At 71.6% G+C, this 24072-nt stretch carries 16 protein-coding genes; 8 read left to right on the top strand and 8 right to left on the bottom strand.

What is annotated here, in order from left to right; all coding sequences use genetic code 11:
• Positions 1-2 precede the first annotated feature (2 nt).
• From OG599_RS07525 to OG599_RS07515, 3 genes are all read right to left on the bottom strand, one after another.
• Positions 3-932 (bottom strand): branched-chain amino acid ABC transporter permease, encoded by a 930-nt coding sequence (locus tag OG599_RS07525; protein ID WP_327175168.1) that lies wholly within the window; start codon positions 930-932, stop codon positions 3-5.
• Positions 933-1042: 110 nt separating this feature from the next.
• A complete protein-coding gene (locus tag OG599_RS07520) occupies positions 1043-2269 on the bottom strand; it encodes a branched-chain amino acid ABC transporter substrate-binding protein (protein WP_327179954.1) in 1227 nt (408 codons plus the stop codon).
• Between the two features lie 632 nt (positions 2270-2901).
• Positions 2902-3372, bottom strand: coding sequence for a PaaI family thioesterase (locus OG599_RS07515; protein WP_327175167.1), 471 nt, complete (start codon positions 3370-3372; stop codon positions 2902-2904).
• 219 nt (positions 3373-3591) lie between these two features.
• Here OG599_RS07515 and mptB point away from each other — a divergent pair, with 219 nt between their 5' ends.
• Entirely contained in the window at positions 3592-5088 is a 1497-nt protein-coding gene (mptB, locus tag OG599_RS07510) for a polyprenol phosphomannose-dependent alpha 1,6 mannosyltransferase MptB (RefSeq protein ID WP_327175166.1), read from the top strand.
• 130 nt (positions 5089-5218) lie between these two features.
• On the opposite strand, the gene OG599_RS07505 is transcribed toward mptB, so the two are convergent.
• Positions 5219-7492: an FdhF/YdeP family oxidoreductase gene (locus tag OG599_RS07505; protein WP_327175165.1), complete on the bottom strand. Its 2274-nt coding sequence runs from the start codon at positions 7490-7492 to the stop codon at positions 5219-5221.
• Between the two features lie 332 nt (positions 7493-7824).
• Here OG599_RS07505 and polA point away from each other — a divergent pair, with 332 nt between their 5' ends.
• Positions 7825-10536: a DNA polymerase I gene (polA, locus tag OG599_RS07500; RefSeq protein ID WP_327175164.1), complete on the top strand. Its 2712-nt coding sequence runs from the start codon at positions 7825-7827 to the stop codon at positions 10534-10536.
• A gap of 352 nt (positions 10537-10888) precedes the next feature.
• Positions 10889-12613: a lytic transglycosylase domain-containing protein gene (locus OG599_RS07495; RefSeq protein ID WP_327175163.1), complete on the top strand. Its 1725-nt coding sequence runs from the start codon at positions 10889-10891 to the stop codon at positions 12611-12613.
• A gap of 165 nt (positions 12614-12778) precedes the next feature.
• Here the strand turns inward: OG599_RS07495 and hrpB are convergent, their stop codons facing one another.
• Both hrpB and OG599_RS07485 read right to left on the bottom strand, forming a co-directional pair.
• The gene (gene hrpB, locus OG599_RS07490; RefSeq protein ID WP_327175162.1) at positions 12779-15328 is read right to left on the bottom strand and encodes an ATP-dependent helicase HrpB; all 2550 of its coding nucleotides are present in this window, start codon (positions 15326-15328) and stop codon (positions 12779-12781) included.
• Positions 15329-15577: 249 nt separating this feature from the next.
• On the bottom strand, positions 15578-16390 hold the full coding sequence (locus OG599_RS07485; RefSeq protein WP_327175161.1) for a class I SAM-dependent methyltransferase: 813 nt from the start codon (positions 16388-16390) through the stop codon (positions 15578-15580).
• A 433-nt stretch (positions 16391-16823) separates the two neighbouring features.
• Between OG599_RS07485 and rpsA the strand changes: the two genes are divergently transcribed.
• Positions 16824-18332, top strand: coding sequence for a 30S ribosomal protein S1 (gene rpsA, locus OG599_RS07480; RefSeq protein WP_266703241.1), 1509 nt, complete (start codon positions 16824-16826; stop codon positions 18330-18332).
• A gap of 256 nt (positions 18333-18588) precedes the next feature.
• Here the strand turns inward: rpsA and OG599_RS07475 are convergent, their stop codons facing one another.
• Complete coding sequence (locus OG599_RS07475) at positions 18589-19551, bottom strand: right-handed parallel beta-helix repeat-containing protein (RefSeq protein WP_327175160.1); 963 nt, start codon at positions 19549-19551, stop codon at positions 18589-18591.
• A gap of 366 nt (positions 19552-19917) precedes the next feature.
• On the opposite strand from OG599_RS07475, the gene OG599_RS07470 reads away from it, so the two are divergent.
• The 4 genes from OG599_RS07470 (at position 19918) to OG599_RS07455 (ending at position 23668) form a co-directional block, all read left to right on the top strand.
• The gene (locus tag OG599_RS07470; RefSeq protein ID WP_327179953.1) at positions 19918-21441 is read left to right on the top strand and encodes a flavin monoamine oxidase family protein; all 1524 of its coding nucleotides are present in this window, start codon (positions 19918-19920) and stop codon (positions 21439-21441) included.
• Between the two features lie 107 nt (positions 21442-21548).
• The gene (locus OG599_RS07465) at positions 21549-22487 is read left to right on the top strand and encodes a PAC2 family protein (protein ID WP_327175159.1); all 939 of its coding nucleotides are present in this window, start codon (positions 21549-21551) and stop codon (positions 22485-22487) included.
• 87 nt (positions 22488-22574) lie between these two features.
• Complete coding sequence (coaE, locus tag OG599_RS07460) at positions 22575-23195, top strand: dephospho-CoA kinase (protein ID WP_327175158.1); 621 nt, start codon at positions 22575-22577, stop codon at positions 23193-23195.
• A gap of 104 nt (positions 23196-23299) precedes the next feature.
• A complete protein-coding gene (locus tag OG599_RS07455; protein WP_327175157.1) occupies positions 23300-23668 on the top strand; it encodes a tetratricopeptide repeat protein in 369 nt (122 codons plus the stop codon).
• 108 nt (positions 23669-23776) lie between these two features.
• Here OG599_RS07455 and OG599_RS07450 read toward each other — a convergent pair whose 3' ends face one another.
• Entirely contained in the window at positions 23777-24070 is a 294-nt protein-coding gene (locus tag OG599_RS07450; RefSeq protein WP_327175156.1) for a DUF6343 family protein, read from the bottom strand.
• Positions 24071-24072 lie beyond the last annotated feature (2 nt).

Genomic DNA, 24072 nt, shown 5'->3' with positions numbered 1-24072 from the left:
TGTCACGCCCGATCCGCGACGCGTTCGCCGAGCAGCCCTTGTGGCCGCAGCAGCAGGACGACGATGAGGAGCACGAAGGCCCACACGTCCTTCCAGGCGCCGCCGCCGAAGAGTTCCATGCCGGGGACGTCGCTCATGTAGCCGGTGGCGAGTGCTTCGGCGAGGCCGAGGACGACGCCGCCGAGCATGGCGCCGTAGATGTTGCCGATGCCGCCGAGTACGGCGGCGGTGAAGGCTTTGAGGCCCATGAGGAAGCCCATTTTGAAGCCGATCTGGCCGTTCTTGAGCCCGTAGGCGACGGCGGCGACGGCGGCGAACGCGGCACCGATGGCGAAGGCCATGACGATGATGCGGTCGGTGTTGATGCCCATGAGCTTGGCGGTGTCGGGGTCCTGCGAGGTGGCCTGCATGCCGCGGCCGGCGCGGGTCTTGGAGACGAAGAGACCGAGGGCGAGCATGCAGACGGGTGCGGCGACGAGGACGAAGAGGTCGCCGCGCTGGACGTGGGCGCCGAGGAGGTCGAAGGCGCTTCCCTTGAACTGGGGGAAGGAGCGGTCGGCCTTGGCGTCCGGGTACCACATCCAGACGGCCTGCTGGAGGGCGAGGGAGAGGCCGATCGCGGTGATGAGGGGGGCGAGGCGGGGGGCGTTGCGCAGGGGCCGGTAGGCGAAGCGCTCGGCGGCGACGCTGACGGCGACGGAGCAGATCACGCCGCCGATGATCATGAGGGGGATGACGGCGAGAAGGTTCCAGCCGGAGGGCATACAGGAGTACACGGTGAGCGCCCCGAAGCCTCCGATCATGAAGATTTCGCCGTGTGCGAAGTTGATGAGCTGGATGATTCCGTAGACCATCGTGTAGCCGATCGCGATGAGTCCGTACATCGCGCCGAGGATGAGTCCGTTGGCCAGCTGTTGCGGCAGTTCGTGCACCGCAGGGCCTCCGTTGGAGTGGTTCGGATATGGCAACGCGCGGGAGCGCTGGTGGCGCTCCCGCGCGGTCCGGTTGCCCGGGGGCGACCGAAGTGGGGAGTTTTCGGGGGTTACTTGGTGACGGCTTCGCTGAGCTTGGAGACCCACTTGCCGCCGTCGACCTGGTAGGCGGTCATCATGGTGTTGGTGGTGTCGCCGAACTGGTCGAAGGCGACGGGGCCGGTGACGCCGTCGAACTGGACCTTGGCCATGGCGGCGAGGACCTTCTCGCGGCTGTCGGCGGGGAGCTTGCCGTCGTTCTCGGCGGCCACGATCTTGACGGCCTCGATGATGGACCAGGTGGCGTCGTAGGTGCCGCCGCCGTACGCCTCGTAGGCGTCCTTGTAGCCGGCTGCCGAGTAGTCCGCGATGAACTTCTTGGCGGAGTCGAGCTCTTCGACGGGCTTGCCGACCGAGGTGGCGATGTCGCCCTGGGCCTTCTTGTTGAGGCTGATGAAGTCGGCGCTGTACATGCCGTCGCCGCCCATGAGCGGGATCTGGACGCTGTCCTTGAGCTGCTGGCTCAGGGGTGCGCCGGCGGGGTACTCACCGCCGTAGTAGACGGCCTTGGCGCCGGAGCTCTTCACCTTGGTGACGACGGAGTTGAAGTCGCGGTCGTCGGGGTTGACGTGGTCGCTGCCGACGATCTTTCCACCGAGGCCGGTGAAGGTCGTCTTGAAGGAGGCGGCGAGGCCGGCGCCGTAGGTCTTCTGGTCGTCGATCAGGTAGACGTCCTTGATGCCCGCGTTCTTGAACAGGTAGTTCGCGGCGAAGGCGCCCTGGATGGCGTCGGTGGTGGCGGTGCGGAAGTACGTCTTGAACGGACGCTTCTTCGCCGCGTCGCCGTCCTTCCAGTTGTCGCCCTGGGTCAGCTCGGTGCCGGTGTTGGCGGGCGAGACCTGGGTGAGGCTGGCGTCCTCGAAGGGCTTCTGCATCGACTGGGCGACGCTGGAGTTGAGCGGGCCGACGACGCCGACGAGGTCCTTGTTGCCGATGAACTTCTGGGCGTTCTGGCCGCCGACGGAGGGCTGCGCCTGGTCGTCGAGGGGCTGGAGCTCGAACGTGATGCCCGGGACCGTCTTCTCCTTGTTCGCCGTCTTGACGGCGAGGTCGGCGGAGTTCTTGATGCCGAGGCCGAGGGCGGAGAGGTCGCCGGTCAGGGGGGCGTCGAGGCCGATGACGACGGTCTGGTTCTCACCGCTGCCGCTCGCGCCGTCGCTGCTGCCCTTGTCGTCGCGCGACCCGCAGGCGGTGAGGGTGAGTGCTCCGGTGGTGAGCACTGCGGTGAGTATGAGCAAAGAACGGTGTCGCACGAAAAGTCCTTTCCCTGGCGCGGCCTCCTCCGTTGAGGTGCCTGTCGTTCGCCAAGCCGTACGTGATGGGTACAGGGGCGTGCTGCTGCCGCGCCCGGCGGCGCGGTGACTGGCGGTGACTCTAGGCGTAGGCAGTGGGATCGTGGACGGGTGTGGGCAAGGATGTGACTGTCTTGTTATGAGTTGAGGAAAGCTTGAGGTGCGCTGGGGAGTTGGGTCGATTCGGGCCCGGTGGATTTCTCTCGCATGGTGAGAACGCCCAGCTCTGCTAAGGGGCTTGGGGCGATCTTGGTGCTGACGGGCGGGCTCGCGCGCGGTGCGTGGGGGAGGGGTTCGTGGGGTAGGGGGAGGGGCGTGGGGAGGCGGTCGCGTTCATTGCGCGCCTGTTACGCAGTGTTACGCCGGGCGGTCCGCAGTTCCGTGACCCTGACGGTGTGGCGTGAAGTGATGCATTGAACCCCGTGCGGTGTCAGGGTAGTTGGCTGAATTTCATGGTCAACTTCTGTTACGTGTAGTGCGCATGAAGATGCCCGGCCGGATGGTTCACGGGCCCGGCCGGGCAGCGGAGAAGCGGGGGTGCGGGGTGCTGTGGTGCGGCGGTGTGACGGTGCGGACGGTCAGCCCGCGGCCGGCACCTCGCGCAGCAGGCAGGTGAGGCGGGCGGTGCACACGCGCTTGCCGTGGTCGTCGGTGATGACGATCTCGTAGGTGGCGGTGGAGCGTCCGCGGTGCACGGGGGTGGCGACACCGGTCACCAGCCCGCTCCGGGCGCCCCGGTGGTGGGTGCAGTTGAGGTCGACGCCGACCGCGAGCTTCCCGGTGCCGCCGTGGAGCATGGAGCCGACGGAGCCGAGGGTCTCGGCGAGCACCGCGGACGCCCCGCCGTGCAGGAGGCCGTAGGGCTGGGTGTTGCCCTCGACCGGCATGGTGCCGACGACGCGTTCCGCCGACGCCTCGGTGATCCGCACGCCCATCCGCTCGCCGAGGTGCCCGGCGGAGAAGAGGGCGGGCAGGTCGATGCCGAGCGAGGCGTACTCGTCGATGACCTCCTGCGGGAACACGGGTGCGGATGCGTTCTGGTCGCCCATGGGTTCGGCTCCGTTCGTCCGGTGGTGTCTTCGCTGTGCGCTCCGTTCTTACCAGAGACCACTGAGCGGATGCTTAGGTGGTCTCCGGCCATGATCCGCCGGACACCGCCCCGGCTTGTGCGGACCCGAGGCCGCCGCGGGCATCCCACCACCGCGGGCATCCCCGGACGGCTGTACGGGGGAGGACGGCCGTTCACCGCCGTTCGGTAGGTTGGTCCGATGCGGGGACTGGGTGTCGTGGGATGTCGTCGGCTGGGACTGGCCGGTTCGCTGGGGATCGGCGCGGGCGGCTGGGTCGCCGGCAGGCTGCCGGTGCACGACCCCTGGGGCTGGTGGACGGAGCGGGGCCCCGCCGTGACCACGGCCGGAACCGTCCTCGCGTACGCCGGGCTCACCGCGCTCGTCGTCGCCTGGTGGGCGTACGGCCGGGCCGGCGCCTCCGTACGGCACACGCTGGTGACGCTCGCCTGGTGGGTGGCGCCGCTGCTGCTGGTGCCGCCCCTGTACAGCGCGGACGTCTACAGCTACGTCGCGCAAGGAGCGATGGTCCTCGAAGGCCACGACGTCTACAGCCAGGGCCCCTCGGTCCTCGACCCGGCGGGCTTCGCGGGCGACGCGGCGGCGAGCGTCGGCGGGCACTGGACCGACACCCCCGCCCCGTACGGCCCCTTCTTCCTGCTGCTGGCGCGGGGCGCGGCGGCGCTCACCGGCGGCACCCTCGTCCCCGCGGTCCTGGTGCTGCGCCTGGTCGCGGTGGCGGCACTGCTGCTGATCGTGTGGGCCGTACGGCGCCTGGCGCGCGAGTACGGGGCCGACGAGAGCGGGGCGCTCCGGCTCGCGGCGCTCAACCCCCTGCTCCTGATCCACGTGGTGGGCGGCGTGCACAACGACGGCCTGATGGCCGGGCTCGCGCTCGCGGGCGCGGTGTGCGCGCTGCGCGGCCGCTGGGTCCTCGGAGCGGCCCTGATCGGGCTGGCGATGATGGTCAAGTCCCCCGCCGGACTGGCCCTGTTGTTCGTCGGCGTGGTGGTGGGGAGATCCTCCGCCGGGTCGCCCGCGCGACGGATCGTGCGGGGCGCGTTCGGTCCTGGGCTGGTCGCCGCCGCGACGGTGCTCCTGGTCTCCGTGGTGAGCGGCACCGGCTTCGGCTGGCTGCACACGCAGGGCGTCGCGGCCGCCATCCACACCTGGCTCTCCGTCTCCAGCGACCTGGGGGCCGGGCTCGGCGCGCTCGCCCACCTGGTGGCGGGGGCGGACCAGGACACGGTGAAGTCGGCCGTGCAGCTCCTCGGACTCGCCGCGGCGGGGGCCCTGATCGGGCGCCTCGGGTGGCGCTCGGCGACCGGCCGCCTGGACCCGGTACTGGCGCTGGGCCTGGCGCTGACGGCGCTGGTGGTGCTCTCACCGATGGTGCAGCCGTGGTACGTCCTGTGGGGCGTGCCGTTCGTCGCCGTACGGGCCTGCCGCGGCCGGGCCGGCCGGAGGCTGGCGGTGCTCTCCGCGGCGCTGGTGTACGAGACGCACCCCTCGGGCTCGACCCCCGCCGTCGGCTTCGCGGTGGCGGGGGCGGTCGCGGTGGCGGGGATGCTGCTGCTGCGCCGGGAGGCCGCGGCGGACCGGACCGGGAGCGAGGGCGGCGGCGGGATCGGAGTGCCGGGTCCCCGCCGCGCCGGCACGGTGCGCGACGAGGTCCGTACGGGAGCGGCCCCGGCCTGAACCGCTCCGGCCTGAACCGCTCCGGCCTGTGCTGTTCCGGTCTGGGCCGGATGGGCGTGCGTACGGGAGCGGCACCGGGGTGTTGGCCCGGGTCCGCCCCGCGCGGCCGGGTCCGCCCCGCGCGGCCGGGTCAGCCGGCGGGCTCGAAGCGGACCACGACCGACTTGCTGGCGGGGGTGTTGCTGGTGTCGGCGGTCGAGTCGAGCGGCACCAGGACGTTCGTCTCCGGGTAGTAGGCGGCGGCGCAGCCCCGTGCGGTGGGGTAGTGGACGACGCGGAAGCCGGGGGCGCGACGTTCGGTGCCGTCCTTCCATTCGCTGACGAGGTCGGTGTAGGCGCCGTCGGTGAGGCCGAGTTCGCGGGCGTCGTCGGGGTTGACGAGCACGACGCGGCGGCCGTCCTTGATGCCGCGGTAGCGGTCGTCGAGTCCGTAGATCGTGGTGTTGTACTGGTCGTGGGAGCGCAGTGTCTGCAACAGCAGCCTGCCTTCGGGGAGTTCGGGGTACTCCACGGGTGCGGCGGTGAAGTTGGCCTTGCCGGTCGCGGTCGGGAAGCGGCGGGCGTCGCGCGGGCCGTGGGGGAGGGTGAATCCGCCGGGGCGGGCGACCCGGGCGTTGAAGTCCTCGAAGCCGGGCACCACGCGGGAGATGCGGTCGCGGATCGTGCCGTAGTCCTTCTCGAAGTCCTCCCAGGGGGTCTTCGAACCGGGACCGAGGACGGCGCGTGCCATGCGGGCGACGATGGCGGGTTCGGAGAGCAGATGCGGGCTCGCGGGGGCTAGGTTGCCCCGGGAGGCGTGCACCATGCTCATGGAGTCCTCGACGGTGACGAACTGCTTGCCGCCGGCCTGGACGTCCTTGTCGGTGCGGCCGAGGGTCGGCAGGATCAGGGCGCGGCTGCCGGTGACTGCGTGCGAGCGGTTGAGCTTGGTCGACACGTGCACGGTGAGGCGGGCGCGGCGCATCGCCGCCTCGGTGACGTCGGTGTCGGGGGTGGCGGCGACGAAGTTGCCGCCCATCGCGAAGAAGACCTTGGCGTCGCCGTCGCGCAGGGCGCGGATGGCGCGGACCACGTCGTACCCGTGGTGGCGCGGCGAGGTGATGCCGAACTCCCGGTCGAGGGCGTCGAGGAAGGCGGGCGCGGGGCGCTCGTAGATGCCCATGGTGCGGTCGCCCTGGACGTTGGAGTGGCCGCGCACCGGGCAGACTCCGGCGCCAGGCCGGCCTATGTTGCCGCGCAGCAGAAGGAAGTTGACGACCTCGCGGATGGTGGGCACGGAGTGCTTGTGCTGGGTGAGGCCCATCGCCCAGCAGACGATGGTGCGCTCCGAGGCGAGGACCAGGCCGAGGGCCTTCTCGATGTCGGCGCGGTCGAGTCCGGTGGCGGTGAGGGTGTCGTCCCAGTCGGCTTCCCGGGCGGCCCGGGCGAACTCCTCGTACCCGTGGGTGTGCTCGTCGACGAACGCGGTGTCGACGGCGCCCTCGGTCTGAAGGATCAGCTTGTTGAGGAGGCGGAAGAGCGCCTGGTCGCCACCGAGACGGATCTGGAGGAAGAGGTCGGTGAGGGCGGTGCCCTTGAGCATGCCCTGCGGGGTCTGCGGGTTCTTGAAGCGTTCCAGGCCGGCCTCGGGCAGCGGATTCACCGAGATGATCTTCGCTCCGGCGTGCTTGGCCTTCTCCAGGGCGGAGAGCATGCGCGGGTGGTTGGTGCCGGGGTTCTGCCCGGCGACGATGATCAGATCGGCCTGGTGGAGGTCCTCCAGGGAGACGCTGCCCTTCCCGATGCCGATGGTCTCCACGAGCGCCGAGCCGGAAGACTCGTGACACATGTTGGAGCAGTCCGGCAGGTTGTTGGTGCCGAACTCGCGGGCGAAGAGCTGGAGGAGGAACGCGGCCTCGTTGCTGGTGCGGCCGGAGGTGTAGAAGAGGGCCTCGTCGGGGGAGCCGAGCGCACGGAGTTCCTCGGCGATGATGGCGAAAGCCGCGTCCCAGCCGATCGCCTCGTAGGCGTCCGCGCCCTCGGGGAGGTACATCGGCTGCGTGATCCGGCCCTGCTGGCCGAGCCAGTACCCGCTGCGCCCCGCGAGGTCAGAGACCGGGTGCGCGGCGAAGAACTCCGGGGTGACCCGGCGCAGCGTCGCCTCCTCGGCGACGGCCTTGGCGCCGTTCTCGCAGAACTCCGCGGTGTGGCGTTTGTCGCCTTCCGGCCAGGCGCAGCCGGGGCAGTCGAAGCCGTTCTTCTGGTTGACCTTGAGGAGGGTCCGCGCGGTGCGGCCCAGCCCCATCTGCTGCTGGGCCATGAGCAGCGAGTGGGCGACGGCGGGCAGCCCGGCGGCGGAGTGCTGGGCCTCCTGGACCTGCGGGGCGTCCTGGACCGGATCTCCGGTCGGGGGCTTCGTGGCCATGGTTGCTCCCCTTCGAGCGCGTGGGTTCCTCTCGTTCGATCCTGTCATGGCCCTTGAGGGGCGCATCCGGAAGGAGAAGGGCACATCCGGAAGGAAATGGATGCGTTCGGAAGGGGGCGGACGTCATTGGGAAGGGGGAGACGTGCTCGGAAGGAAGGGGGGCGCGTCCGAGGAAGGGGACGCGTCCGAGGAAGGGAACGCGTTCGGGGAGGGTGGGACGCGTTCGGGGAGGAGGGGGCGCGTTCGGGGAGGGCGGGACGCGTTCGGGGAGAAGGGGGCGCGGGGCCCGCGTGCGGTCCGTGATGTCGGTGGGCCGTGGCAGGATCGTGTACGTGGCTGAGACAGCATCGAAGAAGACGGCAGACAACCGACCGCGCCTGCTCCTCATGGACGGGCACTCCCTGGCGTACCGGGCGTTCTTCGCCCTGCCCGCGGAGAATTTCACGACCGGGACGGGGCAGCCGACGAACGCCGTGTACGGCTTCGCCTCGATGCTGGCGAACACGCTGCGCGACGAGGCGCCCACGCACTTCGCGGTGGCGTTCGACGTGTCCCGCAAGACCTGGCGCTCCAAGGAGTTCCCCGAGTACAAGGCGAACCGCTCCAAGACCCCCGACGAGTTCAAGGGGCAGGTCGAGCTGATCGGCGAGCTGCTGGACGCGATGCGCGCGGACCGGTTCGCCGTCGACGGCTTCGAGGCCGACGACGTGATCGCCACGCTCGCCACCCAGGCCGAGGCAGCCGGGTTCGAGGTGCTGATCGTCACGGGCGACCGCGACTCCTTCCAGCTCATCACCGAGAACGTCACGGTCCTCTACCCGACCAAGGGCGTCTCCGAGCTGACCCGCTTCACCCCGGAGAAGGTCGAGGAGAAGTACGGCCTCACCCCCGCCCAGTACCCGGACTTCGCCGCGCTGCGCGGCGACCCGTCGGACAACCTCCCCGGCATCCCCAAGGTGGGCGAGAAGACCGCCGCGAAGTGGATCAACCAGTTCGGCTCCTTCGACGAGCTGGTGGCACGCGCCGACGAGGTCAAGGGTGTGGCCGGGCAGAACTTCCGCGACCACTTGGACGCGGTGCGGATGAACCGCCTGCTCACCGAGATGGTGCGCGACGTGGAGCTCCCGAAGGGCCCCGCCGAGCTGGAGCGCGCCCCGTACGACCGCGCCGCCGTCACCGGGGTGCTGGACGTCCTGGAGATCCGCAACCCGAGCCTGCGGGAGCGGCTGCTCGCCGTCGATCCGGGCGCGGCCGAGGAGGAGGCGCCCGCCCCGGCCGCCGGGGTCGAGCTGGACGGCACGGTCCTCGCCACCGGGCAGGTCGCCGGCTGGCTCGCCGAGCACGGCGCGCAGCCGCTGGGCATGGCCACCGTGGACACCTGGGCGCTGGGCGCCGGCACCGTCACCGAGATCGCCCTGGCAGCGGTCGGCGGGGCCGCGGCCTGGCTGGACCCGACGGAGCTCGACGCCTCCGACGAGAAGGCGTTCACCGCCTGGCTCGCCGACCCTCAGCGGCCGAAGGTCCTGCACAACGCCAAGGCGGCCATGCGGGTCTTCCCCGAGCTGGGCTGGCACATCGAGGGCGTCACCATGGACACCGCGCTCGCGGCGTACCTGGTGAAGCCGGGACGCCGGTCGTTCGCGCTGGACGCGCTGGCCGTGGAGTACCTCGGCCGCGAGCTGGCCCCCGCCGCCGCGGCGGACGGGCAGCTCGCGTTCGGCGCGGACGACCGCGCCGAGGCGGACGCCCTGATGACGCAGGCCCGCGCCGTCCTCGACCTCGGCGCCGCGTTCAGCACCCGGCTCCGGGAAGTCGGCGCACTCGACCTGCTGCACGACATGGAGCTGCCCACCTCGATCCTGCTGGCCCGGCTGGAGCGGCACGGCATCGCCGCCGACCGCGCCCATCTGGAGGCGATGGAGCAGCAGTTCGCCGGCGCCGTGCAGCAGGCCATAAAGGAGGCGCACGCGGCGGTGGGCCGGGAGTTCAACCTCGGCTCGCCCAAGCAGCTCCAGGAAGTCCTCTTCGGCGAACTGGGCCTGCCCAAGACCAAGAAGACGAAGACCGGGTACACCACCGACGCCGACGCGCTGGCCTGGCTCGCCGGACAGACCGAGCACGAGCTGCCGGTGATCATGCTGCGCCACCGCGAGCAGGCGAAGCTGCGGGTCACCGTCGAGGGCCTGATCAAGACGATCGCGGCGGACGGCCGTATCCACACCACCTTCAACCAGACGGTGGCGGCGACCGGACGCCTCTCCTCCACCGACCCCAACCTCCAGAACATCCCGGTCCGTACGGACGAGGGGCGCGCGATCCGCCGGGGCTTCGTCGTCGGCGAGGGCTTCGAGACCCTGATGACGGCGGACTACAGCCAAATCGAACTCCGGGTGATGGCCCACCTCTCCGAGGACGCCGGCCTGATCGAGGCGTTCACCTCGGGCGAGGACCTGCACACCACGGTCGCCTCCCAGGTGTTCGGCGTCGACAAGTCGGCCGTCGACCCGGAGATGCGGCGCAAGATCAAGGCCATGTCGTACGGACTCGCCTACGGCCTCTCCGCGTTCGGGCTCTCCCAGCAGCTCAACATCGAGGCCGGCGAGGCCCGTGGCCTGATGGACACGTACTTCCAGCGCTTCGGCGGGGTACGCGACTACCTCCACCGGGTCGTCGAGGAAGCCAGGTCCACCGGGTACACCGAGACGGTCTTCGGCCGCCGCCGGTACCTCCCCGACCTCAACAGCGACAACCGCCAGCGCCGCGAGATGGCGGAGCGCATGGCGCTCAACGCCCCGATCCAGGGCACCGCCGCGGACATCGTGAAGGTCGCCATGCTCCACGTCGACCGGGCGCTGACGGAGGCGAAGCTGAAGTCCCGGATGCTGCTCCAGGTGCACGACGAAATCGTGCTGGAGATCGCCCCCGGCGAAAGCGCAGAGGTGGAGGGGATCCTGCGCCACGAGATGGCCTCGGCCGTGTCGCTGCGCGCCCCGCTGGACGTGTCGGTCGGCGTGGGCACCGACTGGGAGTCCGCGGCGCACTGACGAGGGCGGGACCGACGGGGTGTGCTTCCCCTGCGGGACGGAGGCCGGGCACGACGTGCCCGGCCTCTGCCATGTCCGGGGCGGGAGACGGGAAGCAGGAGGCAGGGGAGCGGGAGGCAGGGGGCAGGGGCGGGGATGGCGGACGGGGGAGGGCCGCCACCGTCCCGGAAGAGGCGGGGAGGGCCGCCACCGCCCCGGAAGCGAGGTCCAGTACAACTTCGGTTGAACATCGTGAAAAACCAGTAAGAACCGGTCAGACGACTGTGTCGAAGTATCAGGAGTTGCCGTAGGGTCACGGGAGTCCTCGCGCTGGGGAGCGCGAACAGCCGTCGTCGGGGAGGGACCAGACCATATGGCAGCGCAATTCGGCCGTCGCCTGCGCAGAGGGGCCACCAGCACCGCGGTGGCCGCCGCCGTCGTCGCGGCGCTCTCCGCCTCGCAGGCACCCGGCGCGACCCTGGGCCTCGCCACGCAGCCCGGCGGGAACGACCAGCCGGCCGCGGCCGAACCCGAAGACGGTGCGGCCACCGGCAACGACCAGTACCACACCGACCTGCCGCCGCTGACGACCCCGGGTACCCCCAGCACCTCCGTCGATCTGCCCGCCACCAGCGCCGAATCGGGCATTCCGGCCTCGGTCCTCGCCGCGTACAAGCAGGCCCAGTCGACCATCGCCGGCACCGACCCGGCCTGCCGACTGCCCTGGCAACTCCTCGCCGCCATCGGCAAGGTGGAGTCGGGCCAGGCGCGCGGCGGCAAGGTCGACGCGAGCGGCACCACGCTCAGCCCGATCCTCGGCCCCGCTCTCGACGGCAACGGGTTCGCACTCATTCCGGACACGGACAACGGCGCGTACGACAACGACACCGTCACCGACCGAGCGGTCGGGCCGATGCAGTTCATCCCGTCCACCTGGGCGACCTGGGGCCAGGACGCCAACGGCGACGGGCGCAAGGACCCCAACAACGTCTACGACGCGGCGCTCGCCGCCGGGCGTTACCTCTGCGCCGGTACCCGGGACCTTTCCCTCGGCACCGACATCGACCGTGCGGTGCTGAGTTACAACCACTCCAACGCCTACCTGTCGACCGTGCGGTCCTGGTTCGAGTACTACAACAACGGCACGCACTCGGTGCCCGACGGAACCGGTGTCCTGCCGACCACGCCCGGCCCGGCGACCGGCACCACGCCCGGCCCGGCCGCGACTTCGCCCTCCTCGTCTTCCTCGCCCTCGACGTCTCCGTCGACCTCGCCGTCCCCGGACCCGACGCCCGGGACCGCCTCGCCGTCCCCGAGCCCCTCCCCGACGCCGGGCGGCAAGCCCGGGGGCACCCAGACCACCAAGCCGCCCACGACCACCACACCCCCGTCGCCCGCCCAGGTCCGCAAGCTCGCCGGGATCGAGAACGCGGGCACCGGCACGCTGACCGCCATGGCGGGCCAGGACTTCGCCGGGGACGTCACCGTCCGGGCCGTCGACGGCGAGGGCGACAGCTTCGCCCAGGCTCCCGTCACCTTCACCATCAGCGGCGACACGGACGCCCGCTTCGCCGGCGGGGCCACGAGCGCCGAGGCCGTCACCTCGGCCGACGGCACCGCCAGCGCCCCGGCGCTGGTGGCGGGCGAGACCACGGGCGACTTCCAGATCCACGCCGCCGCCGGCACCACCGGACAGTTCAGCCTCGCCTTCACGGCGACCGTCACGGCCCGCCGCGCCGACACCGTCGCCCGGACGACCAGCACCGCGCTGACGGCCGCCCAGGGCGGCGAGTTCGCGGAGGACGTACAGGTCAAGGCCACCCTCGGCGGGGCCGTCGCCTCCGGTGTCGCCGTCACCGCCACGATCCTCGACAGCGCGGGGCAGCCCGTGCCGGAGGGCCAGGGCCCCCGCTTCACCGGTGCGAACGACACCTCGGTCAGCACGCTCACCGGTCTGACGACCGACGCGGACGGCCTGCTCACCCTCCCGCAGATCCACGCCGGCGACACGGTGGGCACCTACACGCTGCGGATCACCACCGAGGGCGGAGCCGTCCTCGACATCGAGCTCACCGTCGAGGCGCCGCCCGCCGCCTGACGCCGCTCAGCACCTCCGCGCGCCCGTACCGAGCACCTCCCGGTACGGGCGCGCGGCCATACCGGCCCCGCGTCGTACCTCCGCCTTCGTACCGCCGCACCACCACCGGTGCGCCCGGCCCCCGGCCCCCGGCCCCCGTCGCCCAGGCGCGCGCCGCTCACCGGGTCATGACCGCTGCTCCCGTTTCAGCCGTGCCGAGGTGAACCGGGTGGCCGCCACCGTCGTCGGGTCCTCCGGCCAGGGGTGTCGGGGGTAGCGCCCGCGCAGCTCCGCGCGGACGGCGCGGTACCCCTCCCGCCAGAACGAGGCGAGATCCGCGGTCACCGCCGCCGGGCGCCCCGCCGGGGACAACAGGTGCACCAGCACGGGCACCCCGGCCACCGAGGGCGTCTCGGCCAGGCCGAACAACTCCTGGAGCTTCACCGCGAGGACCGGCTGCTCTCCGCCGTACTCCACCCGGATACGGGACCCGCTCGGCACCTCGATCCGCTCGGGCGCCAACTCGTCCAGCCGGGACGCCTCGCCGGTCGCCCACGGCAGCAACCGGCGCAGCGCCTGCCCCGCGTCGATCCGCCCCAGGTCCGAGCGGCGCCGCGCACGCGACAACTCCGGCTCCAGCCACTCCCCGGCGCGCGCCAGCAGCGCCTCGTCCGACACCTCGGGCCACGGCGTCCCCAGAGCGCCGTGCAGGAACGCCAGCCGGGCCCGCAACTGCTCGCTGTCGCGGGTCCACCGCAACAGCCCGGTGCCCTCCCGGCGGAGCCCCTCCAGAAGCGCGGTGCGCACCAGCTCCGGAGCGGGCTGCTTCAGAGGGCGCACCACCAGCTCCACCGCACCCAGCCGGTCCACCACACGCGCCACCACGTCGCCGTCGCTCCAGCGGACCTCCTCGCCCCGGAACCGCAGGTGTCCCGCGGCAAGCACCGCGGTGTCCTCGTCGATCACCGCGGCCAGCCGCACCCGGGCCGACGCGGCGTGCGTGGGCCGGTCCGCCACGGCGACCGCGAGCCACGGTGAGCCGCGCAGCCCCGAGCCGTCCCGCAGCGCCGCCCCGGTCCCGGACGCCATCAGGAACGCCTCCCCGCCCCGGGCCCGCGCCACCCGCTCGGGGAAGGCCAGCGCGGCGACCAGTCCGGCGACGGCGTCGTCCGTGACCGGAGCGGCCCCGCCCGCCGGGCCGTCGGCCGTCGCGTGCCCGGCCTCCGCTCCGTCGCCGAGCGAGGACGACAGCCGGCGCACCTCCTGGCGCCAGCGCGCGGCGTACCCGTCGCCGCCCCGGCGCGCGGTGCGCAGGGCCGCCGCCAGATCGTCGCCGTACGCGCGGGGCGGCTCCTCGCTCAGCAGGGCCACCACCTCGGCCGCCCGGCGCCCGCCCACCTCACGGGCTCCGTCGACCAGGGCGCGCGCCAGCCGGGGATGGACGCCGAGCCGGGACATCCGTGTGCCGCGCCCGGTCACCCGCCCGTCCCCGTCCACCGCCCCGACCGCCGTCAGCACCTCGCGTGCCGCGCTCATCGCCCCGGTGGGCGGCGGGTCGAGCAGCGCCAGGCCCACCGCCCCCGGGTCGCCCCAGCACGCGGCCCGGAGCGCGAACGCCGCCAGGTCCGCGACCCGGATCTCCGGGGCCGGGAACCGGGCGAGCCGCCCGTCCTCCGCCTCCGTCCAGCACCGGTACACCGCACCGGGAGCCTCCCGTCCGGCACGGCCCGCCCGCTGCCGTCCGGTCGCCTGCGAGGCCCGCACGGTCGTCAGGGCGCTCAGCCCCCGGGCGTGATCGGTCCTGGGCTCCCGGGCGAGGCCGCTGTCGACCACGACCCGCACCCCGGGCACCGTCAGCGAGGACTCCGCGACCGAGGTCGCCAGCACCACCCGCCGTCCCACGCCGGAGCCCCCCGCCAGGACCGCGTCCTGCACGGCGGCGGGAGCCCGTCCGTGCACCTGGAGCACCTCCGCGCCGGCTCCGGCCAGCCGGCCGGCGACCTGGGCGATCTCGCCGACGCCGGGCAGGAAGCAGAGCACGTCGCCGTCCCGCTCCGCGAGCGCCCGGCGCACGACCTGGGCGACGTGCGCCAGCAGCGCGGGATCGACCCGCATCCCGTGCGGCGGCCGGACCGGAGCCGTGGGCGGCGCCCAGACGACCTCCACCGGATGGGAGATCCCCGTCGCCTCGATCACCTGGGCACCGCCGAGCAGCTGGGCCCAGCCCTCCGCGTCGGTCGTCGCGGACGCGGCCACCAGCCGCAGATCGGGGCGGAGCGTCTCGCGCACGTCCAGCAGGAAGGCGGCGGCGGTGTCCGCGTCCAGGTGGCGTTCGTGGCATTCGTCGAGGATCACCACGTCGGTGCCGGAGAGTTCCTGGTCGCGCTGGAGGCGCTGGAGCAGCACCCCGGTGGTGACGACCTCGACCACGGTGTCCGGGCCGACCGCCCGCTCGCCGCGCACGGTGAAGCCGACGCGGCCCCCGGGTCGCTCGCCGAGGAGCCACGCCATGCGGCGGGCCGCGGCCCGCGCGGCGATCCTGCGTGGCTCGGCGACCACGACCCGGCGCGGCGGACCCTCGCCGGTCAGTCCCGCGAGGGCGAGCGGGACGAGCGTGGTCTTGCCGGTGCCCGGCGGTGCGCAGAGCACGGCGGTGCCCCGCTCGTCGAGCGCCCGGCGCAGGGCGGGCACGGCGGTGCGGACGGGGAGGTCGGCCAGGGCATCGGTTCGGATCACGGACCCAGTGTCGTACGGGCGGCCGGGCGCCCCCACCCCCGCACGGGGGAGCCGCTTCCCCCGCACGGGGGAGGCGGCTCCGGAGGGGCGTGCGGCAGAGTCACAGGAGTCAGCAGAGCCGGACGGCAGGCCCGCACAGCCAGCAGAGGCAGGCGGGTCGGGCGGGTCGGGCGGCAGGGTCGGCGGAGTCAGGAGGACTCGGCCGCGGCCGGAGGGGGACGGATGAGGCGCAGCCGGAGCGGGACGGGGTCAGTCCCGTTCGCAGACGAAGATCGCCGTGCCCGGGATGAGGTTCCCCCGCAGCGGCGACCAGCCGCCCCACTCCTGGTGGTTCCACTCCGGCCACTCCGGTTCCACCAGGTCGACGAGGCGGAAGCCGGCCGCGACCACGTCCCGGACCCGGTCGCCCAGCGTCCGGTGGTGCTCCACGTAGACGGCCTCGCCCGACTCGTCCTGCTCCACGTAGGGGACGCGGTCGAAGTAGGACGCGGCGACGGAGAGGCCCTCCGGCCCCGGCTCGTCGGGGAAGGCCCAGCGGATCGGGTGGGTCACCGAGAAGACCCAGCGTCCACCGGGCCGCAGCACCCGGCGGACCTCCCGGAAGACGCGTACCGGGTCGGCGACGAAGGGCACGGCACCGTAGGCGGAGCAGGCGAGGTCGAAGGAACCGTCCCGGAAGGGCAGCACCCCGGCATCCGCCTCCACCAGCGGCACCTCGTCGCCGATCCGCAGGGCGTGCTGGAGCTGCCGGTGAGAGAGGTCGAGGGCGACCGGGCGGGCTCCCCGGGCGGCCAGCCAGCGGGAACACTGCGCCGCGCCCGCGCCGATCTCCAGGACGTCGCGCCCCGCGAGGGAGGCGGTGGGCCCGAGCAGCCCGGCTTCCGCCTCGTCGAGCCCTTCCGGCCCCCAGACGAACCGGTCGTCGCCGAGAAACGCCCCGTGGTCGCTCTGGTACTCGTCCGCGTTCCGGTCCCACCAGCCGCGACTGGCTCGGCTGCTCTCCGTGTCGTCCGCCTCGCGGCGGGTCGCTTCCGGTTCGGTTCCGTAGGTCTCTTGGCTCATCGTGTCCGTCGTTGTAGTTTGCCTGTACCCACCGCGTGCGGTGGAGTGCGGGGAGTGTCCGTGCGGCCGTGCCCGACCCCGGGTGCCGGATTCCGGCGACGCGCGAGTGAGGAACTTCCGGGTTCCGAAACTGGCCGGATACCGCCCCGGCGCGGCCGAGTTGTGCCGGATATGGTCCGGTGCGCCCCGCGTGTGCCCCTTCGCGCATTGACCGTGTCCGGCTGCCCCCGTATGCTACAAGTTGCGCTGCGAGCCTGCGCGCCTCAGACCTAGCAGGCCGCGCTCGCGTCTGTTGCATGTCCCCTCGGTTGTCGAGGTGTCTCCCGGAGTCGGGTCGGGCACCTTCCAGGCTGTCCGGCTTCTGCAGAGGCGATACGGGCTTTCGGCGTAGCAGTACCTACGACTCACTGTCCGTACCGGAGCCCTTTCCCACATGACGAGCAGCACCGAGACCACCGCCACCACTCCGCAGGTTGCGGTCAACGACATCGGCGACGCGGACGCGTTCCTCGCGGCGATCGACGAGACGATCAAGTACTTCAACGACGGCGACATCGTTGATGGTGTCATCGTCAAGGTCGACCGGGACGAGGTTCTCCTCGACATCGGTTACAAGACCGAAGGTGTCATCCCGAGCCGCGAGCTCTCGATCAAGCACGACGTCGACCCGAACGAGGTCGTCAAGGTCGGCGACGAGATCGAGGCCCTGGTTCTCCAGAAGGAGGACAAGGAAGGCCGCCTGATCCTCTCGAAGAAGCGCGCGCAGTACGAGCGTGCTTGGGGCACCATCGAGAAGATCAAGGAAGAGGACGGCATCGTCACCGGTACCGTCATCGAGGTCGTCAAGGGTGGTCTCATCCTCGACATCGGCCTCCGTGGCTTCCTGCCGGCGTCGCTCGTCGAGATGCGTCGCGTCCGCGACCTCCAGCCCTACGTGGGCAAGGAGCTCGAGGCGAAGATCATCGAGCTGGACAAGAACCGCAACAACGTGGTCCTGTCCCGCCGCGCCTGGCTGGAGCAGACCCAGTCCGAGGTTCGCCAGACGTTCCTCACCACCCTGCAGAAGGGTCAGGTCCGCTCCGGCGTCGTCTCCTCGATCGTCAACTTCGGTGCCTTCGTGGACCTGGGTGGCGTCGACGGTCTCGTCCACGTCTCCGAGCTGTCCTGGAAGCACATCGACCACCCGTCCGAGGTTGTCGAGGTCGGCCAGGAAGTCACCGTCGAGGTTCTCGACGTCGACATGGACCGCGAGCGTGTCTCCCTGTCGCTGAAGGCGACGCAGGAAGACCCGTGGCAGCAGTTCGCCCGTACGCACCAGATCGGTCAGGTCGTCCCGGGTAAGGTCACCAAGCTCGTTCCGTTCGGTGCGTTCGTGCGCGTCGACGAGGGCATCGAGGGCCTGGTCCACATCTCCGAGCTGGCCGAGCGCCACGTGGAGATCCCGGAGCAGGTCGTCCAGGTCAACGACGAGATCTTCGTCAAGGTCATCGACATCGACCTGGAGCGTCGTCGGATCAGCCTCTCGCTGAAGCAGGCCAACGAGTCCTTCGGCAGCGACCCGGCCTCGGTCGAGTTCGACCCGACCCTGTACGGCATGGCCGCGTCCTACGACGACCAGGGCAACTACATCTACCCCGAGGGCTTCGACCCCGAGACCAACGACTGGCTCGAGGGCTTCGAGGCGCAGCGCGAGGTCTGGGAGACCCAGTACGCCGAGGCGCAGCAGCGCTTCGAGCAGCACCAGGCCCAGGTCATCAAGTCCCGCGAGGCCGACGAGGCCGCCGCTGCCGAGGGCGCTGCTGCCCCGGCCGGCGCCCCGGCTGCCTCCGGCGGCAGCGGTGGCGGCTCGTACTCCTCGGAGTCGGCCGACAACTCCGGCGCCCTGGCGTCGGACGAGGCGCTCGCCGCTCTGCGCGAGAAGCTGGCCGGCGGCCAGAGCTGAAGCTCTGACCCTGGCGACCGCTGACGGACGGCGGTAGCAGGAGTAGGTACGCACGAGGCCCGTCCCCTTCGGGGGGCGGGCCTCACGCGTATCCGCGGCGGTACGTATATGCCTGTCGGCGGTGTCCCGTATGCGCGTGCGCGGTGTCCCGTTCGCGTATCCGCGTCGACCCGCCCCGTACTCGTGTCCGCCGTTACCCTCGTGCCCTGTCCGCGGTGCCCCCGTACGCGCTGGGGTGGTGGCGACCGGGTGTGTCCTACGGGGTGACGCCGATGTTGGTCAGGCCCGCGCCGCCGGTCACCGTGTTGTCGGAGTACACGGTCGTGGTGCAGCTCGGCGTGTTCGCGGTGACGTTGATCGCCAGCCGCAGGGCGCCGGTGGCGCCGGTGAGGTCCGAGGCGTTGTCCCGGAACACCGTGCCGCAGCCCCAGCCCGGCTGCTGGGTGTGCGTCTCGTACCCGGTGTTGGTCGTGAGGGAGCCGGTGTTGCCCTGGACGAGGACGCCGTTGCCCTTCACGTCGACCCAGGAGTCGTCGTAGTTCGCGCCGGTGAGCCCGCTGCCGTCGAAGGTGTTGCCGATGATCCGGGCACCGGTGGTGCCTTCCTTGATGTCGACGTTCTCGCCTCCGACGCCCGGGCCGATGGTGTTGTCGGTGATCAGAACCCGGTCGCTGTTGTCGGTGAGGTCGCCCGCCGTGCCGACGTAGACGCCCTCGCCCATGCCGCGCCCGTCGTGCCCGGTGTCGTAGATCCGCGAGTTCCGGATGACCCCGTCCTTGCTGGACGTACGGAAGTGCACGCCCTCCATGTCGAGGTCGTGGACGGTCACCGAGTCGATGACGACGCCGTTCGCGGAGTCGGTCACGATGCCCTTCTGGCCACCGGTGACGGTGACGCCCTGCACGGTCCAGTACGAGGCGCCGTTCAGGTACAGCCCGTAGCCGCCGCTCGCGGTGAGGACGGCCGCGGAAGAGCCGGTCAGGGTGATGCGGGCGCCGGCGGTGCCCGGGACGGTCACTTTGAAGTTGCCGGTGTAGGTGCCGTCCGCGAGGTGGATCGTGTCGCCGGGAACGGCTGCCGCCAGCGCCGCCTTGAGTTGTTTCGCGGTGCTGACGTCGACGACGCCGGCCGCGTCGGCCGGTCCCGCCGAGACGAGGGTGAGGCCGCAGGTGACGAGGGCGGCGGTGAGCAGCGGGGCGAGGGGGGTGCGGGTGCGCATGGAGGTGCCTTCCCGGAGAGTCCAGACGTCTCGTACGTGAATCGGGGGCGAGGACCTGAACGTGCCGCCCCGAGACGGGCTGCCTCGGGACGCGTGTTGCCCCGAGACGTTAGGGGCGCGGACGGAGAGCGTCAAGGTCTGGACCATTGCCCGGATATCGGGTCGCGTTCTTCCTGGAGAGAAACATGTGGGATACACGAGTAACTGACGGGCCGTAACACGCACTTGGCAGTATCCCGACATCGACAAGATCCACGGAGGAGTCGGGACATGACCTCTATATCCAGCATGCCGAACGGTGCCGCGTCCGGTTCGAGCCGCCGTAATTTCCTGCGTCAGGTCGGTCTCACCAGTGGGGCCGGCGCCATGTTCGCCACCATGGGAGCGCTCGGTCTGGCCCCCACCGCCCAGGCCGCGAGCCGTGAACCCGTGTTCCACGCCCCCAGCAAGGGCGACTTCAACCTGAAGGGCCGGGCGGCCGCGAAGGTCGTCATCGTCGGCGGTGGCATCGCCGGTCTCGCCTCCGCCTACGAGCTCGGCAAGGCGGGCTACGACTGTACGATCCTGGAGGCCCGGGCCTTCACCGGTGGCCGAAACACGACGATCCGCGGCGGCGACACCACCACCGATCTGTATGGGAACAAGCAGACCGCCAAGTTCCACGACGGGCAGTACATGAACGCCGGCCCGGGCCGGATTCCCCAGTGGATGGTCACGCTCGACTACTGCCGCGAACTCGGCGTCCCCGTCGAGGTGTTCACCAACGTGAACGCCAATGCCTACATCTTCAACGAGCGCAACGGGATGAAGGCCCCGATGCGCTACCGCACCGCCAAGGCCGACATGTACGGCTACGTCTCCGAACTCCTCGCCAAGGCCACCGACATGGGCGCCCTGGACCGCCAGATCACCGCCGACGACCAGGAGAAGCTCCTGGAGTTCCTGAAGGACTTCGGCGACATCGGCGACACCCTCGAGTACACCGGCAGCCCGCGCCGCGGCTACCGCGTCGACCCCGCCGCCGTCGGCACCCCCGGTGAGCTGCTCGGGGACGTACCGACCGCCTCCGAGATCTTCTCGACCAACGTGGGCCGGTACTTCTCCTTCGAGTTCGAGTACGACCAGGCCATGCTGATGTTCCAGCCCGTCGGCGGCATGGACCGTATACCGGCGGCCCTGACCAAGGCGATAGGCAGCCGCCGCATCCGTACCGGCGCCGCCGTCACCGACATCCGGGACACCCCGCACGGCGTCACCGTCACCTACACCCAGGACGGCCGCACCCACACCATCGACGCCGACTACTGCATCGCCGCACTGCCCCCGAACATCCTGGCCAAGACCTCGCACAACCTCGGCTCCGCCGTGCAGACCGCGCTGGAGGGATGCAAGCCCTCCTCGGCAGGAAAGATCGGCCTGGAGTACAAGAGCCGCTGGTGGGAGACCGACCACCGGATCTACGGCGGCATCACCGAGACCGACATGGACCTCTCCCACATCTGGTACCCGTCCTACGGCCACAACGGCGACCGCGGCCTGATCATCGGCTACTACAACACCGGCACCAACGCCGACTCCTACGCGGCGCTCGCACCGAAGGACCGCGAGGCCCGCGCTCTCGCCCAGGGCGTCAAGATCCACGGCGAGAAGTACCGTACGGAACTCGCCTCGTCCTTCTCGCACCACTGGCGCCAGACCCCCCACCTGGAGGCCGCCTGGCACTCGCTGGCCGGAGGTCCCGAATCCGCCGCCTTCGCTCCGCTCAACAAGGCGGCCGGCCGCGTCTACTTCGCGGGCGACTACCTCAGCAACACCGACGCCTGGCAGCACGGGGCGTTCACCTCGGCCCGCAAGGCCGTGACCTCGCTGCACAGCCGCGTGCTCGCGTGACGTCCGTGCCCGCGCCCGCGTAAAACCCCCGATGACGGGGCACGGACGGGGAATGTCCGTGCCCCCGGGGGTGTTCTCCTTCAGGAATACGAGGAGGAGCGGTAACTGTGCCTGATCCGCAGAGTCTGTACGAATGGGAGCCGAAGGGGCTGGCCGTCGTCGACATGGCGCTTGCCCAGGAGTCGGCCGGCCTGGTCATGCTCTATCACTTCGACGGGTACATCGACGCAGGTGAGACCGGCGAGCAGCTCGTCGACGGACTGCTGGAGTCGCTGCCCCACCAGGTGGTGGCCCGCTTCGACCACGACCGTCTCGTGGACTACCGCGCCCGCCGCCCGCTGCTCACCTTCCGGCGCGACCGCTGGACGGCGTACGAGACCCCGACGCTGGACGTCCGTGTCGTCCAGGACGCCACCGGAGCCCCCTTCCTCCTGCTCTCCGGGCCCGAACCGGACGTGGAGTGGGAGCGGTTCGCCGCAGCCGTCGAGCAGATCGTCGAACGCCTCGGCGTGCGGCTCTCGGTGACCGTCCACGGCATCCCGATGGGAGTCCCGCACACCCGCCCGGTCGGCCTCACCCCGCACGGCAACCGCGTCGACCTGATGCCGGGCCACAGCACCCCGTTCGACGAGGCGCAGGTCCCCGGTTCGGCCGCCGCGCTCGTCGAGTACCGACTGGCCGAGGCCGGTCACGACGTGCTCGGCGTGGCCGCGCACGTCCCGCACTACGTCGCCCGCTCCGCCTACCCGGACGCGGCGCTCACCAGCCTCGAAGCCGTCACCGCCGCCACCGGCCTGGTGCTGCCCACCGTCGCGCACTCCCTGCGCACCGCCGCGCACCGCACCCAGACCGAGATCGACCGGCAGATCGGCGAGGGCGACGAAGAACTCGTCGCACTGGTCGAGGGGCTTGAGCACCAGTACGACGCGATCGCGGGCTCCGAGACCCGCGGCAACCTCGTCGCCGAACCGGTGGACCTGCCGTCGGCCGAGGAGATCGGCCTCGAATTCGAGCGCTTCCTCGCCGAGCGCGAGGGCGACGCCTGACGGCGGCTGTCCGGCCCGCCGCCCGGTGCGCCGGACAGCCGCCACCGGGTGGGACGCGCGCCCACCCGGCCCCGTAGGCTGCCGCCCATGCTGAAAGTGGGCCTGACCGGCGGCATCGGTGCCGGCAAGAGCGAAGTGTCCCGGCTGCTCGTCTCGTACGGAGCGGTACTGATCGACGCCGACCGCCTCGCCCGCGAGGTCGTCGCCCCCGGGACGCCCGGACTCGCCGCCGTCGTGCGGGAGTTCGGCACCGACGTGCTCCACGAGGACGGCAGCCTGAACCGGCCCGCCCTCGGTGCCGTCGTCTTCGGCGACAGCGACCGGCTCGCCGCCCTCAACGCGATCGTGCACCCCCTGGTCCGCGACCGGACCGCCGAACTGGAGCGTGCCGCGGGCCCCGGGTCCGTCGTCGTCAACGACGTACCGCTGCTCACGGAGAACGGCCTCGCCCCCCTCTACGACCTGGTCGTCGTCGTGGACGCCACCCCCGCCACCCAGCTCGACCGGCTCGTCCGGCTGCGCGGCATGACGGAGGCCGACGCACGGGCCCGGATGGCGGCCCAGGCCACCCGCGAGGAGCGGCTCGCCGTCGCCGATCTCGTCGTGGACAACGACGGACCCCTCCAGGACCTGGAACCGCAGGTGCGCAAGGTGTGGGACGAACTGTCCCGGCGGGCGGCCTCCGGTCCCGCGGGGCCGACGGAATAGCGGCACACGGCACATTGAAGGGCGGGCGCAGGGGATCGCGGGCCGCGGAATAGCGCGGCCCCGCCCGACGTTGCAAACGCCCGAGCGAAGGGAAGGATCCGACCGTGCCCGAACGGAACCCGGAAACCCATGTGATCGACTTCCGCGCCGCCGAGCAACTGCTGGCCGCGCGTGACCCCCAGGGTGCGGTGAAGCTCCTCGACTCGGTGATCGCCGCCCACCCGGAGAACACCGCCGCCCGGCTGCTGCGCGCCAGGGCCTTCTTCGCGGCGGCCCAACTCCGCCCGGCGGAGCTGGAGTTCGAGCTGGTCCTGGAGCGTGAGCCGGACAACGCCTTCGCTCACTTCGCGCTGGCCCGCACCTTCCAGCGGGCCGGGCGACCCGAGCAGGCCACCCGCCACTTCCGGCTCGCCGCAGCCCTCGACCCGAACCCGGAGTACCTGACGGCCGCGCGCTTCGACAGCCGGGACTGAGTCCTGCGCCCGGCCGACTCCGGCCGCCGGGACCGAGTCCTGCGGCCGGTCCTGCTTCGGCAGCCGGGACCGGGCCCTACCCCCGGGCCGGGCGCGAGGCGCCGACGGTCACGGAGTCCTCGTCCACGGCCGGTGCGTCCGCCCGTCGGCGTGGTCGGGTTCGTACGGCGGGACCTCCCTGCCCGGCTGGAAGCGGGAGCCTTGGCGCATCCGGTGGACGATCACCGCGAAGTCCGCCGCCGTCACCGCCAGCAGCACGCCGCAGGCCGCGGCCCAGCCCGGACGGTCGGCGAGCGAGAACGCGACCACCCCGAACAGGGTCCAGGCGACGCCCCATAGACTCAGCCAGAGCCGCATGCGCAGCGGACTGCGCGCGGTCACGGGTTCACTGCCGGTACGCATGT

It is taken from the genome of Streptomyces sp. NBC_01335 (assembly GCF_035953295.1).
Classification (GTDB): Bacteria; Actinomycetota; Actinomycetes; order Streptomycetales; family Streptomycetaceae; genus Streptomyces.
This window is presented reverse-complemented; position numbering and strand designations above follow the sequence as displayed.